Here is a 15,511-nt window from a genome sequence, read left to right on the forward strand (position 1 = left end):
ACGGCGCCGGCGGTGACCGAGACATCCGCAAGGGGAGAGAGATATGACCATCGAAGACGCGCGGTCCATCCGGGCCGCGCTGCCCGGGCGGCGCCGCCGCCTGCAAGGGGGACTCACGATCGCGACGGCGCTCGGCCTCGTCGCCGTGGGCGCCACCAGCGCCATCGGCGCCGTGACGACCCCGAACACCGACACCCTGAAGTCCGTCGGCCCGACGGGGCCCTACGGCTTCCCGGTGTACTACGAGGACGCCGAGGGCCTGAAGCTCGAGCAGTGCCTCGACGCCAACGAACCGATGTGCGACCCGGCGTTCCTGATCGAGGAGGGGCTCGACCCGAACCTGCCCCTCGCCGTCGACAACGACCACACCAAGAGCAACTTCCCCGTCGAGTCGTTCTACTTCCAGGGCGGTGCGATCGCCGACATGCCCGGTGGCGGAGACGCGTCGCTCACCCTGGCGCTCGAGGCGACGTTCGCCAACGAGGACCCGAGGAACGGCGACCAGGTCGTCTTCGGTCGCCTGCGCATCCGCGTCGACACCCCGACGACCGGCACGTACACCGTGACGCACCCGTACGGCGTCGACACGTTCGAGGTCACGGATGCCGAGGACGGCATCAACATGACCGAGGACATCACGCCGGCGCCCGGCAACTTCGGTCTCGCGATGCGCTCGCGCATCGCCCCGTTCCTGACACCCGCCGGGACGGCGCCCGTGAAGACCGACACCGGCACGTACATCGCCGATCCGGCGGTCGCCACCAAGGTCAAGGGATCGCCCTACGACACCAACTTCTTCGAGGTGAAGGGTCCCGACGGCCAGGTCGTCGCGACGACCGACGAGTTCAACCTGCTCGGGAAGATCTCGACCAACAACGGCATCTCGCCGATCTCGGCGACAGTCAGCGAGGACGAGGGCGGCACGTTCCTCAACGTGCACGCGACGGCCGGCGTCGACGACGCCGTGACCGTCTCCGGCGGGGGCATCCCTGAGACGACGCTCGCCGCGGGCGGCGACGGCACGGCGTATTTCGCCCGGATCCCCGTCGAAACCGTGCCGAGCGAGGTGACGATCCGCAACGAGTCCGACGCGCCGGTGGCCGAGAAGAAGCTCAAAGTCACGGATCTCGTCGCCATCAGCGGAGCGACCTACGACGTCGAGAGCCAGGAACTCAAGATCGCCGCGACCAGCTCCGACCAGATCGACGCTCCCGAACTCAAGTACGGCGACACCCCGCTCGTCGGCGGTTCGCTCACGCTCACCGAGGTCCCGGTGCCGCCCGCGAGCGTCACCGTGACCTCCACGGGCGGCGGCTCCGACACCGCGCCCGTCAGGATCACGGGCGGTGAGCTCGGCCAGCAGGAGGCCACGACCGCGGTTGTCGTCGCTCCGAAGAACGTCTTCCCGGGCGACGAGGTCGTGCTCGACGGCAGCTCGTCCGTCAACGCGACGAGCTTCCAGTGGACGCAGACGGGTGGCGACACGGTCCAGCTCACCGGGGCGGACACCGCTCGGGCGACCTTCACCGCACCGGCATCCGGCGAACTGAAGTTCACCCTGACGACGAAGGGCACGAGCGAGGCCACCTCGGAGATCACCATCGCGGTCACCGCGGCCGACACGGCGCCGACCGCGGCGGCCTCGGCGACGCCGACGAATGCGCTCGTCGGTCAGACCGTCACGCTCGACGGCTCGGGCAGCACGAACGCCAAGGACTACGTCTGGACGCAGAAGAGCGGACCGGCGGTCCAGCTGACCGGCGCGACCACGGCGAAGCCCACGTTCGTGATGCCCGCCGCTCGCGAGCCGATCACCTTCGAGCTCGTCGTCAAGTCGCCCACCGCTACCGCCTCCGCGCCGGCGACGGTGAGCGTCTCCGCGAACCTCGACACGATCACCGTGACGTCGGCGGAGCTCCGCACCGGCAAGAACGAGTGGCGGATCAGCGGCACCTCGGCGATGACCAACCTCAACACGGTCACCGTCTGGACCAAGACCTCGACCGGTCAGAAGGGCGTCCAGCTCGGCACCGCGACGGTCGAGCCTCCGGCCGCCGGTGAGACCGCCGGGTCGTGGACCATCCGCAACCGCGGCACCGCCGCGCCGGCCGGTACGACCGGACTGATCGTCGAGTCGAGCAAGGGCGGCCTGCTCACCGACGTGACGTACACCACGCGCCGCTAGCCGACGCACCGACCACGGAGGCGTCCACCCGAGAAGGGTGGGCGCCTCCGTGCTGCGTCCGGCGCCTCTGCTAGCGTCGGTGCCATCGTCGAGATCCGCCGTGCAGGCGGGGGAGTGGGGTCGGTTTGGCTGCGCGGACCGTGCTGCAGCACGCCGACATCGCGCGGGCGCTGACCCGCATCGCCCACGAGATCGTCGAGTCGAACCGGGGGACCGACGGACTCGTACTGCTCGGCATCCCGACGCGGGGCGTGCACCTGGCGGAGCGCATCGGCCGCGTGCTCGACGACTTCGCGGGCCCGAGCGTCCCCATTCCCGTCGGCGCCCTCGACGTCACGATGTACCGCGACGACCTCGCCCACACCCGCACCCGTACGCCCTCGCCCACCCGAATCCCCGGCGCCGGCATCGACGGACGCACAGTGGTGCTCGTCGACGACGTGCTGTACTCCGGCCGCACCATCCGCGCCGCGCTCGACGCGCTGAGCGACCTCGGACGGCCGTCGGTCGTGCGGCTCGCGGCACTCGTCGACCGCGGGCACCGGGAGTTCCCCATCCGGGCGGACTTCGTGGGCAAGAATCTGCCGAGCGCGCAGAGCGAGCGCATCTCGGTGCGCCTCACCGAGACCGACGGCGTCGACGAGGTCGTCATCGCCGACCGCGAGGACTGACGCCGCGCACGACGACGCCGGCGACCATGGGGCCGCCGGCGTCGGATCGAGCGCTCAGTGCTTCTTGCGCGGAGTGGAGAACGCCGCGACGACGAGCAGTCCCGCGATGAGCACGACGTTCTTCGCGATGAACTCACCCTCCAGGGTCAGCGCGAGGGGGTTGCCGCCCGTGAAGGCGACGTCGGGGTGCACGAGGAACACGAGGAACGTGCCGAGCAGGTGCGCGACCGCGCCGGCCGCGATCCAGGGCACGAGCACGCCGGCGATCAGGGCGGCGCCGACGGCGACCTCGACGACGCCCATCCCCACGACGGCCACGTCGGCCGGCACGAACGGCACCATCGACGACACGAGGTCGCCGACCGGGGTCAGGCCGACGACCTTGAGGCCGCCGAAGACGAGGTAGACGAGGCCCAGCGCGACGCGCAGGGCCGGCAGCGCGACGACCCGCAGCACGGCGAGCACCTGCGCCTCGAGGCGCAGCAGGGCCGTGACGGGCGCGAATCGCGCGGGGGCGGCCGGGGAAGCGGGGGCGGCCGGAGAAACGGGGGCGCCCGGGGAAGCGGGGGACGTGGCGACTGTCGGTCGGTCGAGAAGGGTGGTCATGGTGATCTGCTCCTGTTGGTCGATTCGGGTTGATCGGGGTGACACCCACGTTCGCGGGCACGGGGTCCCGCCGAGCAGGGAGGAGCGTCCCGGGCCGGGCCCGATTCGACGGGACGTCGGCCCCGGGTCCGCTGCTAGGATCGGCGGAGTTTGACCACCTTTAATGCCGTCCCGAGAGGCGGGGAAGGAGGTCGGCATGGCTGTGCGCTCAGAACCGCAGCTGGCTGACATCGCCAGGGCAACGGATGCCCGTTCCGACGAGCCGGGAGCCCTTTCGTGAGGCACCTGCTCTCGACCGCCACGCTCTCCCGCGACGAGGCGACCCGCATCCTCGACGTCGCCGAGGACATGGCGGATGTCTCGACGCGCGAGATCAAGAAGCTCCCGACGCTCCGCGGGCGCACCGTCGTCAACCTCTTCTTCGAGGACTCGACCCGCACCCGCATCTCCTTCGAAGCGGCCGCGAAGCGCCTCTCCGCCGACGTCATCAACTTCAGCGCGAAGGGTTCGAGCGTCTCGAAGGGCGAGAGCCTGAAGGACACCGCTCAGACGCTCGCCGCGATGGGCGCCGACGGCGTCGTCATCCGTCACTCCGCCTCGGGCGCCGCCGCGGTGCTCGCCGCGAGCGACTGGACGGATGCCGCGGTCGTCAACGCCGGCGACGGCACCCACGAGCACCCGACGCAGGCCCTGCTCGACGCCTTCACCATCCGCAAGCGTCTGCACGGCGCCGCGAGCCGTGGCAAGGACCTCGACGGGGTCAAGGTCGCGATCGTCGGCGACATCCTGCACTCCCGCGTCGCCCGGTCGAACGTGTGGCTGCTCGACGCGCTCGGCGCCGAGGTCACGCTCGTCGCGCCGCCGACCCTCGTGCCGGTGCGCATGGAGTCGTGGCCCGCGCGGGTCTCGTTCGATCTCGACGAGGTCATCGCCGACGGTCCGGACGCGCTCATGATGCTCCGCATCCAGCAGGAACGGATGCGAGCGGCCTACTTCCCGACGGAGCGGGAGTACTCGCGGGTCTGGGGACTCGACGACCGCCGACTCGCGTCGCTCCCCGCGACTACGATGGTCATGCACCCCGGCCCCATGAACCGCGGGCTCGAGATCTCCGCCGCGGCTGCGGACTCACCCCGGTCGACCGTGCGCGAGCAGGTGGCCAACGGCGTCTCGGTCCGGATGGCAGTCCTCTATCTTCTTCTCGCAGGCGTATCGGAGGCCGCGTGACCGCGCTCACTGTTCTCGGCGCGAGCCTGCCCGACGGCTCGACCACCGATCTCTTCATCGACGGCGGGCGCTTCGTCGACGCCGCCGTGCCCGGCGCGACGACGATCGACGCCGCAGGCCTCGTCGCCCTGCCCGGGCTCGTCGACCTGCACACGCACCTGCGCGAGCCGGGCTACGAGCAGTCGGAGACCGTGCTCACCGGCTCCCGGGCGGCCGCCGCGGGCGGCTTCACGGCCGTCTTCGCGATGGCGAACACGAGTCCCGTCGCCGACACCGCGGGCGTCGTCGAGCAGGTGCAGTCCCTCGGCGAGGCCGCGGGCTACGTCACCGTGCGCCCCATCGGCGCCGTGACCGTCGGTCTCAAGGGCGAGCGTCTCGCCGAGATCAACGCGATGGCGCACAGCCGCGCAGGCGTGCGCGTCTTCAGCGACGACGGCATGTGCGTCTGGGACCCGCTGCTCATGCGCCGCGCCCTCGAGTACGTGAAGTCGTTCGACGGCGTCATCGCCCAGCACGCGCAGGACCCGCGCCTGACCGAGGGCGCGCAGATGAACGAGGGCGAGGTCTCCGCCCGCCTTGGGCTCACCGGCTGGCCCGCCGTCGCGGAGGAGTCGATCATCGCCCGCGACGTGCTGCTCGCCGAGCACGTCGGCTCGCGCCTGCACATCTGCCACCTCTCGACCGCCGGCAGCGTCGAGGTCGTGCGCTGGGCGAAGGCCCGCGGCATCCGGGTCACCGCCGAGGTGACCCCGCACCACCTGCTGCTCACCGAGGACCTCGCCGAGACGTACGACGCCCGCTACAAGGTGAACCCGCCGCTCCGCCGCGCCGAGGACGTCGAGGCCCTCCGCCTCGCGGTCGCCGACGGCACGATCGACATCGTCGCGACCGACCACGCCCCGCACCCCGCGGAGGCGAAGGAGGGCGAGTGGGACGCGGCAGCCAACGGCATGGTGGGCCTCGAGAGCGCGCTCAGCGTCGTGCAGACGGCGCTCGTCGACCCCGGTCACCTCGGCTGGTCCGACGTCGCCCGGGTGCTCTCGACCGCCCCCGCCGCGATCGGGAGCCTCGCCGGGTACGACGCCCCGCTCGCCGTCGGCTCGCCCGCGAACGTCACGCTCTACGACCCGACGGCTCGCCGGCCGTTCGGGCTCGAGCACCTCGCCGGGCGAAGCATCAACACCCCCTACCTCAGCCGCGAGCTGCCCGGCCGCGTCGTCGCTACCGTGCACGAGGGCACGCCCACCGTGCTCGACGGCGAACTGCAGGAGGCGGGCGCGCGTGGATAGCCGCTTCGTCACGGGCGCGATCGTCGTCGTGCTCCTGCTCGCGCTGCTGGGGCTCATGGCCCTCGGCTGGCGCGCCCGACGACGACGACAGTCGCACCTCGCCACGCCGGCCCCCGTGCCGCGCGAACTCGGCGAGGTGCTCGCTCGCGACCGGGTGTTCTACGTCGCGACGACGACGGCGGACGCCCCGCTCGACCGCATCGCGGTCGCCGGCCTCGGCTACCGCGCTCATGCCGACGTCATGGTCGCCCTCACGGGCGTCGTGCTCGACATCCCGGGGGAGACGCCCGTCTTCATCCCGCGACAGGACGTCACCGGCACCGGCGCGGCGACCTGGACCATCGACAAGGCCGTGGGAGAGAACGGCCTCACCCTCCTCCGCTGGCGCCTCGGCGACACGAAACTCGACAGCTACTTCCGCGACGGAGCAGGCGACGTGAGCGACGCGCTCACCCGGATCGCCCCCGTCGCGACCGACGAAGGGAACAACTCATGACGGATGCCACGGCGACGGCCCTCCCGGCCGAGCCCGCCGTCCTCGTCCTCGAGGACGGCACCAGATTCACGGGCCTCGCGTACGGCGCCCGCGGCCGCACCCTCGGCGAGGCCGTCTTCTCGACCGGTATGACCGGCTACCAGGAGACGCTCACCGACCCCAGCTACGCGGGACAGATCGTCGTCATGACGGCGCCGCACATCGGCAACACGGGCGTCAACAGCGAAGACCCGGAGTCCGCCCGCATCTGGGTCTCCGGCTACGTCGTGCGTGACGCCTCGCGCGTCGTCTCGAACTACCGCGCGGAGGGAAGCCTCGACGCGCAGCTCGCCGAGCAGGGCGTCGTCGGCATCCGCGGCGTCGACACCCGCGCGATCACCCGCCGCCTCCGCGACGCGGGCGTCATGCGCGCCGGCGTCTTCAGCGGCCCCGACGCGGCGCTGCCGGAGGACGAGCAGCTCGAGCTCGTGCGCGCCGGTCGCGACATGCGGGGCCTCAACCTCTCCGGCGAGGTCTCGACCGCCGAGGAGTACGTCATCCCCGCCGAGGGCGACCGGGTCGGCGCCGTCGCGGTGCTCGACCTGGGCGTCAAGACCTCGACGCTGCGCTACCTCTCGGTGCGCGGCTTCGACGTGCACGTGCTGCCCCAGACGGCGACGATCGACGACATCAAGGCGCTGCACCCCGACGCGGTCTTCTACTCGAACGGCCCGGGCGACCCCGGCGCGAGCGACCAGCACGTCGAGCTGCTGCAGGGGGTGCTGCGCGAGGGTCTGCCCTTCTTCGGCATCTGCTTCGGCAACCAGCTGCTCGGCCGCGCCCTCGGCTTCGGCACCTACAAGCTGCCCTTCGGCCACCGCGGCATCAACCAGCCCGTCGTCGACAAGAAGACCGGCAAGGTCGAGATCACGGCCCACAACCACGGCTTCGCGGTCGACGCCCCGATCGACGGCCCCGTGCAGTCGCCCGCGGGCTTCGGCCTCGTCGAGGTCAGCCACGTCGACCTCAACGACAACGTGGTCGAGGGGCTCAACGCCCTCGAGATCCCCGCCTTCAGCGTGCAATACCACCCCGAGGCCGCCGCGGGACCCCACGACAGCAACTACCTCTTCGACCGCTTCCGCGACATGGTGCTCGAGAAGCAGGCCGGCAAGAACCCCACCGGAGACCGCAGCTAAATGCCCAAGCGCACCGACATCAACTCCGTCCTCGTCATCGGCTCCGGGCCGATCGTCATCGGTCAGGCCGCCGAGTTCGACTACTCCGGCACCCAGGCCTGCCGCGTGCTCCGCGCCGACGGCGTCCGCGTCATCCTCGTCAACCCCAACCCGGCGACGATCATGACCGACCCCGACTTCGCCGACGCGACCTACATCGAGCCGATCACCCCCGAGGTGCTCGAGTCGATCATCGCCAAGGAGAAGCCGGATGCCGTGCTGCCGACCCTCGGCGGCCAGACGGCGCTGAACGCGGCGATCGAGCTCTCCGAGCGCGGCATCCTCGACAAGTACGGCGTCGAGCTCATCGGCGCCAAGGTCGAGGCGATCCGCAAGGGCGAGGACCGCCAGCTGTTCAAGCAGCTCGTGCTCGACGCGGGCGCCGACGTCGCCCGCAGCCATATCGCGCACACCGTCGAGGAGGCCGTCGAGTTCGCCGAGGACCTCGGCTACCCGCTCGTCATCCGCCCCTCCTTCACCATGGGCGGGCTCGGCTCCGGCTTCGCATACACCCGCGAGGAGCTCGTGCGCATGGTCACCGACGGCCTGCACTCCTCCCCGGTCACCGAGGTGCTCCTCGAGGAGTCGATCCTCGGCTGGAAGGAGTACGAGCTCGAGCTCATGCGCGACACGGCCGACAACACGGTCGTCGTCTGCTCGATCGAGAACGTCGACCCCGTCGGCGTGCACACGGGCGACTCCATCACCGTCGCTCCGGCGCTCACGCTCACCGACCGCGAGTTCCAGAACCTGCGCAACATCGGCATCCGGATCATCCGCGACGTCGGCGTCGACACCGGCGGCTGCAACATCCAGTTCGCCGTCGATCCCGCCACCGGCCGCGTCATCGTCATCGAGATGAACCCGCGCGTCTCCCGCTCGAGCGCCCTCGCCTCGAAGGCGACCGGGTTCCCGATCGCGAAGATCGCCGCGAAGCTCGCGATCGGCTACCGCCTCGACGAGATCCCGAACGACATCACCCGGGTGACCCCGGCGTCGTTCGAGCCGACCCTCGACTACATCGTCGTCAAGGTGCCGCGCTTCGCCTTCGAGAAGTTCCCCGCCGCCGACCCGACCCTCACGACGACCATGAAGAGCGTCGGCGAGGCCATGGCGATCGGCCGCAACTTCACGACCGCCCTGCAGAAGGCGCTCCGCTCGCTGGAGAAGCGCGGCTCGAGCTTCACCTGGGCGGGCGAGCCCGGCGACAAGGCGCACTGGCTCGAGGTCGCGAAGACCCCGACCGACGGCCGCATCGTCGCGCTCCAGCAGGCCATGCGCGCCGGCGCGAGCATCGATGAGGCCTTCGAGGCCACCAAGGTCGACCCGTGGTTCCTCGACCAGATCGCGCTCATCAACGAGATCGCCGAGACGGTGCGCAGCGCGCCCGAGCTCGACGAGGCCCTGATCGCCGAGGCGAAGGACCACGGCTTCAGCGACGCCCAGCTCGCGGAGCTCCGCGGCCTCCCCGAGGCGGAGGTGCGCGAGCTGCGCACCGGCCTCGGCATCCGGCCCGTCTTCAAGACCGTCGACACGTGCGCGGGGGAGTTCCCCGCCCTCACGCCGTACCACTACTCCAGCTACGACCTCGAGACCGAGGTCGCCCCGAGCGACCGCCGCAAGGTCGTCATTTTGGGCTCCGGCCCGAACCGCATCGGTCAGGGCGTCGAGTTCGACTACTCGTGCGTCCACGCGTCGTTCGCCCTCTCCGAGGCCGGCTTCGAGACCGTGATGATCAACTGCAACCCCGAGACGGTCTCGACCGACTACGACACGAGCGACCGGCTGTACTTCGAGCCGCTGACGCTCGAGGACGTGCTCGAGGTCATCCACGCCGAGCAGGCGACCGGCGAGGTCGTCGGCGTCGTCGTGCAGCTCGGCGGGCAGACCGCGCTCGGGCTCGCGAAGGGCCTCGAGGCGGCCGGCGTGCCGATCCTCGGCACGACCCCGTCCGCGATCGACCTCGCCGAGGAGCGCGGCCAGTTCGCCGGCATCCTGCAGGCCGCGGGCCTCGTCGCGCCGCGCAACGGCACGGCGACGGATGTCACGAGCGCCGTCGCGATCGCGGAGGAGATCGGCTACCCCGTGCTCGTCCGCCCGAGCTTCGTGCTCGGCGGTCGCGGTATGGAGATCGTCTACGACACCCCGAGCCTGCACGACTACTTCGAGCGGGTGAAGGACCAGGCGATCATCGGCCCCGACCAGCCGCTGCTCGTCGACCGCTTCCTCGACGACGCGATCGAGATCGACGTCGACGCGCTGTACGACGGCACGGAGCTCTACGTCGGCGGTGTCATGGAGCACATCGAGGAGGCCGGCATCCACTCCGGCGACTCGAGCTGCACCCTGCCGCCCGTGAGCCTCGGCCGCGAGCAGATCGACCGGGTGCGCGAGGCCACGCTCGCGATCGCCGAGGGCGTCGGCGTGCGCGGGCTGCTCAACGTGCAGTTCGCGATCGGCGCGGGCGTGCTCTACGTGCTCGAGGCGAACCCCCGCGCGAGCCGCACCGTCCCGTTCGTCTCGAAGGCGCTCGGCATCCCGCTCGCGAAGGCCGCGTCGCTCGTCATGACCGGAACGTCCATCCGCGAGCTCGTCGAGTCCGGGCTGCTGCCCGAGCGCGACGGCTCCGACGTGCCGATCGACTCGCCCGTCTCCGTCAAGGAGGCCGTGCTGCCCTTCAAGCGCTTCCGCACGAAGGAGGGCGCGATCGTCGACAGCGTCCTCGGGCCCGAGATGCGCTCGACCGGTGAGGTCATGGGCATCGACGTCGACTTCCCCAAGGCGTTCGCGAAGAGCCAGGACGCCGCCTACGGCGGACTGCCCGAGAGCGGCGTCGTCTTCGTCTCGGTCGCCGACCGCGACAAGCGGTCGATCATCCTGCCCGCCGCCCGGCTGCAGCAGCTCGGCTTCGAGCTCATCGCGACCGTCGGCACGGCCGAGGTGCTCAAGCGCAACGGCATCGAGACCGGCGTCGTCGCGAAGTACAGCGAGGGCGGTGCGGAGAGCGTCGTCGACCTCATCAACCAGGGCCGCGTCGACATCGTGATCAACACCCCGTCGGGCCGCAGCGCGCGGGCCGACGGCTACGAGATCCGCGCCGCCGCCGTGGCCGCCGACAAGCCGCTGTTCACCACGATCGCGCAGCTCGCCGCCGCCGTGGGCTCCCTCGAGGCCGACCAGGCCACGTGGGGCGTCACAAGCCTGCAGGAGTACGCGCTCGCGAGGACCGCGCGCGGATGAGCGACCCCGCGGCGTCCGTGCCCTCGATGGCCGACCGGCTCGCCTCCGTGGCGGGCCGGTTCGGCACGGTCTCGATCGGGATCGACCCTCACCCGTACCTCCTCGCCGACTGGGGCCTCGACGACTCGGCGGACGGCGTCCGCGAGTTCGGGCTGCGCGTCGTCGAGGCGGCCACGGACGAGGTCGGGGTGCTGAAGCCGCAGGTGTCCTTCTACGAGCGCTTCGGCTCGGCCGGCTTCGCCTCGCTCGAGCGGGTGCTCGCCGAGGCGCGAGGCCGGGGGCTGTTCGTCATCGGCGATGCGAAGCGCGGCGACATCGGGTCGACCGTCGCCGGCTACGCCGACGCGTGGCTCACGCCGGGCTCGCCCCTCGAGGTCGACGCGCTCACGATGCATCCGTACGGCGGCTTCGGCTCCCTCGCGCCCGCGCTCGGGCGTGCCGACGCGACCGGCAAGGGTCTCTTCGTGCTCGCCGCGATGAGCAATCCCGAGGCCGTGGCTCTGCAGACGGCCGTGGACGGCGCGGGAACGAGCGTCGCCGCCGGTATCGTCTCTGAGGTGGTGTCACGTAACGCAACAGGTCCCTCATCAGCGGGTCTCGTGCTCGGGGCGACCGTCGACTTCGCCCGCTACGGCATCGACATCGCGCGACTCGACGGCTCCTGGGTGCTCGCGCCCGGCTTCGGCGAGCAGGGTGCCCGCGTGAGCGACCTCCGCGGGATCTTCGGCGCCGCCGCCGACCGGGTGCTCGTGTCGACCTCCCGCGCCGTGCTCTCGGCTGGCCCCGCTGGTCTGCGCGACGCGATCCGCCGCGTCACGGGGGAGGTGCGCGAGTGCCTCGCCTAGCCCCGCCCGACGTCGACCGCGTTGCCGCGGCCCGCGCCGCCGTCGCCGCCCGCCGCGCCCGCGCGGCCATCAAGCGCGACGTCGCCACCCGCGCCCGCACCGCGCTCGAGGTCGCTCAGCACGGCTGGTCGCAGCCCGACTCCGCCGAGGGCGGGATGCGCGTGCGCGACCTGCTGCTCGCGGTGCCGACCCTCGGGCCGACGCGCGTCGCGAAGGTGATGGAGGCGCTCAAGATCGCCGACTCCAAGCGCATCGCGGGACTCGGCGTGCGCCAGCGCGCGAAGCTGCTCGACTACCTCGCCCGACGGGAGAACGCCGTGCCCGCCGAGACCCGGCTCGTCGTGCTGGCCGGCCCTACCGCGGTCGGCAAGGGCACCGTGTCGACCTACATCCGCGAGCACTATCCCAACGTGCTGCTGAGCGTCTCGGCGACGACCCGCCCACCGCGGCCCGGCGAGATCGACGGCGTGCACTACTACTTCGTCGCCGACGAGGAGTTCGATCGCATGATCGAGCACCACGAGTTCCTCGAGTGGGCGACCGTGCACAACGCCTACCGCTACGGCACGCCGCGCCCGCCGATCGAGCGCGCGCTGCAGAAGGGCCGCAGCGTCCTCCTCGAGATCGACATCCAGGGCGCCCGCCAGGTGCGCGAGGCCATGCCGGAGGCCGTGCTCGTCTTCCTGCTGCCGCCGACCTGGGAGGAACTCGTGCGCCGGCTCACCGGCCGCGGCACCGAGAGCCCCGAGGAACAGGAGCGCCGCCTCGCGACCGCGAAGGTCGAGCTGGCGGCCCAGGACGAGTTCGACTTCCGGGTGGTCAACCACGATGTGGCCACCGCGGCGGCCGAGGTCGTAGAATTGACGCTTGCGCCCGCGCCGGTCCCGCTGCCGGCAGGCGACTAGCTTCCGCGTCCGGGCATCCGCCCGTTCCGCCTCGATCGTTAGGAGACCCCATGGCCGACCGCCAGCAGGGCATCATCGACCCGCCCATCGACGAGCTGCTCGAGAAGGTCGAGTCGAAGTACGCGCTCGTCATCTTCGCCTCGAAGCGCGCCCGTCAGATCAACGACTACTACGCCGACCTGCACGAGGGCAGCCTCTTCGACAACGTCGGACCCCTCGTCGACTCGACGATCGATGACAAGCCGCTCTCCGTCGCGCTGCACGAGATCAACGAGAACAAGCTCGTCCAGAAGCCCCTCGCCGAGTAGGACTCGGTAGCGGGCGCATGAGGATCGTCGTCGGGATCACCGGCGGCATCGCGGCCTACAAGGCCGTGAATGTCGTGCGCTCGCTCGTGCTCGCGGGGCACGACGTCCACGTCGTGCCGACCGCGGGCGCGCTCCGCTTCGTCGGCAAACCGACCCTCGAGGCGATCAGCCGTAACCCGGTGACCGCCGACCTCTACGACGGCGTCGCCGAGGTGCGGCACGTCGCCCTCGGTCAGAGCGCCGACCTCGTGATCGTCGCGCCGGCCACCGCGAACTTCCTCGCCCGGCTCGCCGCGGGCATCGCCGACGACCTGCTCGGCACCACGATCCTCGCCAGCGAGGCTCCGGTCGTCGTCGCACCCGCGATGCACACCGAGATGTGGCGCAACCCCGCCACGGTCGCGAACCTCGCGACCCTCCGCTCCCGCGGGATCCTCGTCGTCGGCCCCGAGAAGGGCCGCCTGACCGGCCAGGACCTCGGCGAGGGCCGGATGTCCGAGCCCGACGACATCGTGGAGGCCGCCCTCGGCGCCGTCGCTACGCGGGACCTCGCGGGCAAGCGCATCGTCGTCACCGCCGGCGGCACCCGTGAGCCGCTCGACCCCGTGCGCTTCCTCGGCAACCGCTCGAGCGGCAAACAGGGCGTCGCCCTCGCCGAGGCCGCCGCCCTCCGCGGCGCCGACGTCGTGCTCGTCGCAGCCCACCTCGAAGTGCCGCCGCCCGCCGGCGTCCGCGTCGAGAAGGTCTCGACGGCCCTCGAGCTCGACGAGGCGGCCCGCCGCCACGCGGCATCCGCCGACGTCGTCGTCATGGCCGCGGCCGTGGCCGACTACCGCCCGGCATCCGTGTCGGAGTCGAAGATCAAGAAGGATGCGACGGGGGAGGGCCTCGCCCTCGAGCTCGTGCGCAATCCCGACATCCTCACCGCGCTGGCCGCCGAGCGGCGGCCGGGCCAGGTGATCATCGGCTTCGCGGCCGAGACTAGCGACGGCCCCGACGACCTGCTGCGCCTCGGCCGGGAGAAGATCGCCCGCAAGGGCGCCGACTATCTCGTCCTCAACAGGGTCGGCTGGAGCGAGGGCTTCGCAACGGACGGTAACGCCGTCGTCATCGTGGATGCGGCCGGAGATATAGTGGCCGAGGCCGCCGGCACGAAGCTCGAGGTGGCCCACCGCATCCTCGATCTGCTCCGCTGACGCCCGCGCTCGCGTGGCCGCCCCGGGCGGACGCCGCGGTTCCGGACGCAGCCGCGTCCTCCCCGCCCAACCCCGGAGACGGAGTCCCATGAGCAGCACGAACCTGCGCCTGTTCACCTCGGAATCGGTGACGGAAGGTCACCCCGACAAGATCTGCGACCAGATCTCCGACAGCATCCTCGACGCCCTCCTCGCCGCCGACCCGAACGCCCGGTCGGCCGTCGAGACCATGGTGACGACCGGCCTCGTGCACGTCGCGGGCGAGGTCACGACCTCCGGCTACGTCGACATCCCGACCATCGTGCGCAACACGATCACGAACATCGGCTACGACTCCTCCAAGGTGGGCTTCGACGGCGCGAGCTGCGGCGTCGAGGTCTCGATCGGCGCGCAGTCGCCCGACATCGCCCAGGGCGTCGACTCCGCCTACGAGGTGCGCGAGGGGCACGCCAAGGACCCGCTCGACGCGCAGGGCGCCGGCGACCAGGGCATCATGTTCGGCTTCGCGACGACCGAGACGCCGCAGTACATGCCGCTGCCGATCTGGCTCGCCCACCGTCTCGCCGAGCGCCTCGCCGCCGTGCGCAAGTCCGGCGAGCTGCCCTACCTCCGTCCCGACGGCAAGACCCAGGTCACCATCGGCTACGAGGGCAGCGTGCCCCGCACCGTCGAGACCATCGTGCTCTCCACGCAGCACTCGCCGAACGTGCGCAACGAGCAGCTCTTCGCCGAGATCGAGGCGCACGTCATCCGCCCCGTGCTCGCGACCGTCGAGCTCGACTCGCGTGCCACGCGCATCCTGATCAACCCCACCGGGCGGTTCGAGATCGGCGGCCCGCAGGGCGATGCCGGCCTCACCGGCCGCAAGATCATCGTCGACACCTACGGCGGCGCCGCCCGCCACGGCGGCGGCGCGTTCAGCGGCAAGGACCCGTCGAAGGTCGACCGCTCCGCCGCCTACGCCATGCGCTGGGTCGCGAAGAACGCGGTCGCCGCGGGGCTCGCCGACCGGCTCGAGCTGCAGGTCGCCTACGCCATCGGCAAGGCCGCCCCCGTCGGGCTGTACGTCGAGACGTTCGGCACCGCGCGGGTGCCGGAGGAGCGCATCATCTCGGCGATCAACGAGGTCTTCGACCTGCGGCCCGCCGCGATCATCCGCGACCTCGACCTGCTGCGCCCGATCTACGCCCGCACCGCCGCGTACGGGCACTTCGGCCGCGACCTGCCGGAGCTCTCGTGGGAGCGGCTCGACCGCGTCGACGCCCTCGCGAGCGCCGCCGGGCTCTGACCGGCGGCCGCCGCCCGCGCCGCTACGCTTCCGGCGTG

At 71.5% G+C, this 15,511-nt stretch carries 13 protein-coding genes; 12 read left to right on the forward strand and 1 reads right to left on the reverse strand.

The annotated features are described in order from the left end of the window. Nucleotides 1-43: 43 nt before the first annotated feature. Nucleotides 44-2,185: a PKD domain-containing protein gene (locus JUB10_RS11265; RefSeq protein WP_207456758.1), complete on the forward strand. Its 2,142-nt coding sequence runs from the start codon at nt 44-46 to the stop codon at nt 2,183-2,185. A gap of 125 nt (nt 2,186-2,310) precedes the next feature. Beyond that, complete coding sequence (gene pyrR / locus JUB10_RS11270; RefSeq protein WP_207456759.1) at nt 2,311-2,856, forward strand: bifunctional pyr operon transcriptional regulator/uracil phosphoribosyltransferase PyrR; 546 nt, start codon at nt 2,311-2,313, stop codon at nt 2,854-2,856. 54 nt (nt 2,857-2,910) lie between these two features. On the opposite strand, the gene JUB10_RS11275 is transcribed toward pyrR, so the two are convergent. Further along, nucleotides 2,911-3,462, reverse strand: a complete 552-nt coding sequence (locus tag JUB10_RS11275) for a DoxX family membrane protein (protein ID WP_207456760.1) — start codon at nt 3,460-3,462, stop codon at nt 2,911-2,913. Nucleotides 3,463-3,738: 276 nt separating this feature from the next. Between JUB10_RS11275 and JUB10_RS11280 the strand changes: the two genes are divergently transcribed. The 10 genes from JUB10_RS11280 (at nt 3,739) to metK (ending at nt 15,473) form a co-directional block, all read left to right on the forward strand. Beyond that, nucleotides 3,739-4,689 (forward strand): aspartate carbamoyltransferase catalytic subunit, encoded by a 951-nt coding sequence (locus JUB10_RS11280; protein WP_207456762.1) that lies wholly within the window; start codon nt 3,739-3,741, stop codon nt 4,687-4,689. Next, nucleotides 4,686-5,978, forward strand: coding sequence for a dihydroorotase (locus JUB10_RS11285; RefSeq protein ID WP_207456763.1), 1,293 nt, complete (start codon nt 4,686-4,688; stop codon nt 5,976-5,978). The genes JUB10_RS11280 and JUB10_RS11285 overlap by 4 nt, the downstream gene beginning before the upstream one ends. Then, complete coding sequence (locus JUB10_RS11290; protein WP_207456764.1) at nt 5,971-6,474, forward strand: PH-like domain-containing protein; 504 nt, start codon at nt 5,971-5,973, stop codon at nt 6,472-6,474. Before JUB10_RS11285 ends, JUB10_RS11290 begins: the two co-directional genes overlap by 8 nt. Beyond that, nucleotides 6,471-7,652, forward strand: a complete 1,182-nt coding sequence (gene carA / locus JUB10_RS11295) for a glutamine-hydrolyzing carbamoyl-phosphate synthase small subunit (RefSeq protein WP_207456766.1) — start codon at nt 6,471-6,473, stop codon at nt 7,650-7,652. The genes JUB10_RS11290 and carA overlap by 4 nt, the downstream gene beginning before the upstream one ends. Next, on the forward strand, nt 7,653-10,931 hold the full coding sequence (carB, locus tag JUB10_RS11300; protein ID WP_207456768.1) for a carbamoyl-phosphate synthase large subunit: 3,279 nt from the start codon (nt 7,653-7,655) through the stop codon (nt 10,929-10,931). Continuing rightward, nucleotides 10,928-11,776 carry an orotidine-5'-phosphate decarboxylase gene (gene pyrF, locus JUB10_RS11305; protein ID WP_207456770.1) on the forward strand — a complete coding sequence of 283 codons (849 nt, stop codon included), beginning with the start codon at nt 10,928-10,930 and terminating at the stop codon, nt 11,774-11,776. The genes carB and pyrF overlap by 4 nt, the downstream gene beginning before the upstream one ends. Beyond that, complete coding sequence (gene gmk / locus JUB10_RS11310; protein WP_307859202.1) at nt 11,764-12,681, forward strand: guanylate kinase; 918 nt, start codon at nt 11,764-11,766, stop codon at nt 12,679-12,681. The genes pyrF and gmk overlap by 13 nt, the downstream gene beginning before the upstream one ends. Nucleotides 12,682-12,731: 50 nt before the next feature. Next, nucleotides 12,732-12,989, forward strand: coding sequence for a DNA-directed RNA polymerase subunit omega (gene rpoZ / locus JUB10_RS11315; RefSeq protein WP_207456771.1), 258 nt, complete (start codon nt 12,732-12,734; stop codon nt 12,987-12,989). A gap of 17 nt (nt 12,990-13,006) precedes the next feature. Continuing rightward, nucleotides 13,007-14,185 carry a bifunctional phosphopantothenoylcysteine decarboxylase/phosphopantothenate--cysteine ligase CoaBC gene (coaBC, locus tag JUB10_RS11320; protein WP_207456773.1) on the forward strand — a complete coding sequence of 393 codons (1,179 nt, stop codon included), beginning with the start codon at nt 13,007-13,009 and terminating at the stop codon, nt 14,183-14,185. 88 nt (nt 14,186-14,273) lie between these two features. Beyond that, nucleotides 14,274-15,473, forward strand: coding sequence for a methionine adenosyltransferase (gene metK, locus JUB10_RS11325; protein ID WP_207456774.1), 1,200 nt, complete (start codon nt 14,274-14,276; stop codon nt 15,471-15,473). Nucleotides 15,474-15,511: the final 38 nt, after the last annotated feature.

Origin of the sequence: Desertivibrio insolitus, assembly GCF_017355965.1 — a bacterium.
Taxonomy (GTDB): Bacteria; Actinomycetota; Actinomycetes; order Actinomycetales; family Microbacteriaceae; genus JAFIQW01.

Bases quoted from the DNA above. Each gene is read 5' to 3' on its own strand.
- JUB10_RS11265 (WP_207456758.1), top strand. From the start codon at position 44: ATGACCATCGAAGACGCGCGGTCCATCCGGGCCGCGCTGCCCGGGCGG.
- JUB10_RS11275 (WP_207456760.1), bottom strand. From the start codon at position 3,462: ATGACCACCCTTCTCGACCGACCGACAGTCGCCACGTCCCCCGCTTCC.
- carA (WP_207456766.1), top strand. From the start codon at position 6,471: ATGACGGATGCCACGGCGACGGCCCTCCCGGCCGAGCCCGCCGTCCTC.
- carB (WP_207456768.1), top strand. From the start codon at position 7,653: ATGCCCAAGCGCACCGACATCAACTCCGTCCTCGTCATCGGCTCCGGG.
- pyrF (WP_207456770.1), top strand. From the start codon at position 10,928: ATGAGCGACCCCGCGGCGTCCGTGCCCTCGATGGCCGACCGGCTCGCC.
- rpoZ (WP_207456771.1), top strand. From the start codon at position 12,732: ATGGCCGACCGCCAGCAGGGCATCATCGACCCGCCCATCGACGAGCTG.
- coaBC (WP_207456773.1), top strand. From the start codon at position 13,007: ATGAGGATCGTCGTCGGGATCACCGGCGGCATCGCGGCCTACAAGGCC.
- metK (WP_207456774.1), top strand. From the start codon at position 14,274: ATGAGCAGCACGAACCTGCGCCTGTTCACCTCGGAATCGGTGACGGAA.